Below are 2,096 nucleotides of genomic sequence, written 5' to 3'. Positions count from 1 at the left end.
GTGGGGGTTGCGGCGACGGAGGCAAGCGCATCGCTCGTCGAGACTGGCGTGCCGCCGAATGCGGCGGGCGAAGCGGCCGCGACCGGGCTCGTCGGGGCGAGCGCGCCGGAAGACGATGCAGGGACGGCGGCGGCGGCAACGGCAGCGGCAGGCGCGGTGCCGGTTGCCGTCTGCACTGCGCCCGTCGACATGGACGGTTGACCGATCGCCGAAGCGTCGGGCATACGGCTCGACGGTGCTGCCGAAGGCGTGGTCGACGCGCTCGACGTTGCGGTAAATGTGCTACCCGACGCGGCGGACGACACGGCCGCAGGCGACACCGGCGTGCTTGGCGCCGGTTGCGAGGCGGTTGCGTTGAAGGACGCGCCGGTCGATGCGGGTGCCGACGAGGCTGTCACGGTCGGCGCGGTCGTAGCAGGCTGCGCGGGGGGCATGCCTGAGGCGCCCGTCGCGGAGGTCTCGGAGGTCGCGGGGGTCGCCGAGGTCGCGGGGGTCGCGGAGGTCGCGGCCGCTGCGAACGGTGCGGATACGGAAGACGGCGCCGTGGTTGGGCTGGAAGCGCCCACTGCGGACGTCGGGACGGATGTCGCGACCGGTGCAGCCGGTTGCGACAGCGAACCGGAGGCCGTGTTCGTCACGCCGGCAAATGAAGGCGCGGCGGCGAGCGGCGTGCTGTTCGACGTGTTCGCCGGTGCCGGCGCAGCGGCGCCGATGTGCGGCGGCGTGCCAGCTACCGGGGCTGTCTGCACGGCGGCGAAGGGTTCAGCCGACAACGGTTTCGACCACGACGTGGGCGCAGCGGAATCGACGGACGCAGATTCAGCGCTCGCGAAGGTCGACGCAGCAGACGCAGCAGACGCAGCAGACGTCGCCGGCGTCGCCGGCGTCGCCGGCGTCGCGTGTTGCGCGTCTGCGGGCACCGGCATGGTGTCGCCAGCATGCTTTTCCGCTGCCTTCCAGACCGTTCCCGTCACGGTGTCGGCCAGTGTGGCAGTCGACGCGGCAAAGGGCGCCGTCGTCGCTGCCGCGACGGCTATTGCGTCGCCGGACGGACGCATCGGCGTTGCCGCGATCGATGAAGCGGGGAGGGGAGTTCCCGGCGCGACCTGCTCGACGGGCTTCACGTCGTCCGGGGTTGCGCGTGCGTCTTGGTTAGCCTCGACCGATACGCCGGTATCGGCAGGAGGCGCGGATTGCGGCTGGAACCGGCCGGCGATCCCGGTAGCCGTTGCCGCGTCCTTCGCATCGACGGGGCGGCCCATGTCGCTTGCCGTCGGTATGACGGCGGCCGCAGGCGCTTCGACAGCCGCATGTGCCGCCACCGGCTCACGCGTGGCCGACAGCGGCGTGGCAACCGCGTTCTGGTGTGATTCGCCGAGTCCGGAAACCGGCGGGCTGACGATGTCTTCCCACGGCGCAAAGTCGATCGGCGCATTGAATGCCGGCGCGGCAGGGACGTCGGCACCATGCCGATGCTCGCCGTCCGCATGACGCGTCGGCGCATCGGCCTCGACGGCGGAATCCGACATGGCATGTCGCGCGGCGTCACTGAACGCCGAGGTGCCGGTATCAACAGCATCAACCGCCTCAACAGCAGGCGCGTGCACGATCGGCTCGGCCGGCACGAACGCATCCAGCACGATCGGTGCGTTGTCGTCGTATGCCGACGCAGCTTCGTGCGCATCCGGACGGGCTGTGTCGTGAGGTGCGAACTGACGCGCATCCTGAACGACGCCAGCCGGTACGGCAGTCGATGCAGTCGAGGCCATCGATGCCGCCGATGCCGCCGATGCCGCCGATGCCGACGCGGCCACGCTGCCCGCGGCAGCAACCGTGCCGGCCACGGTCGCCGCAGTCGCCTCAGCGGCCGTCGCCGGCGACGCATCGGTCGGGCGTACGCCATCCAGCGTCGCCCACTGCGCGGTGCTGGCCTCGATGGAGCGCAGCGTGTCGTGAACGCTCGGCGCGGGCGTGATCGGTCCGCGTGTCGCGCGCATTGATGGCGACGAGGCCGGTGAGTCGGGCGAGGGCGGCGAGTTGCTCCTCGGCGGCGTGTGCATCGCGCGCGGCTATCACGGCCGCCCGGCGCTGACGGC

Annotated in this window: 1 pseudogene; it reads right to left on the bottom strand. The window is 71.6% G+C overall.

Annotation, left to right across the window (positions count from 1 at the left end):
- Positions 1–1,997, bottom strand: a pseudogene (locus tag F3J14_RS34605) (DNA translocase FtsK); the annotation flags it as partial.
- Positions 1,998–2,096: the final 99 nt, after the last annotated feature.

Origin of the sequence: Burkholderia sp. Tr-862, assembly GCF_011753085.1 — a bacterium.
GTDB lineage: Bacteria > Pseudomonadota > Gammaproteobacteria > Burkholderiales > Burkholderiaceae > Burkholderia > Burkholderia ambifaria.
Note: the sequence above shows the minus strand (reverse complement) of the source record. Positions and strands in the feature narration are given on the sequence as shown.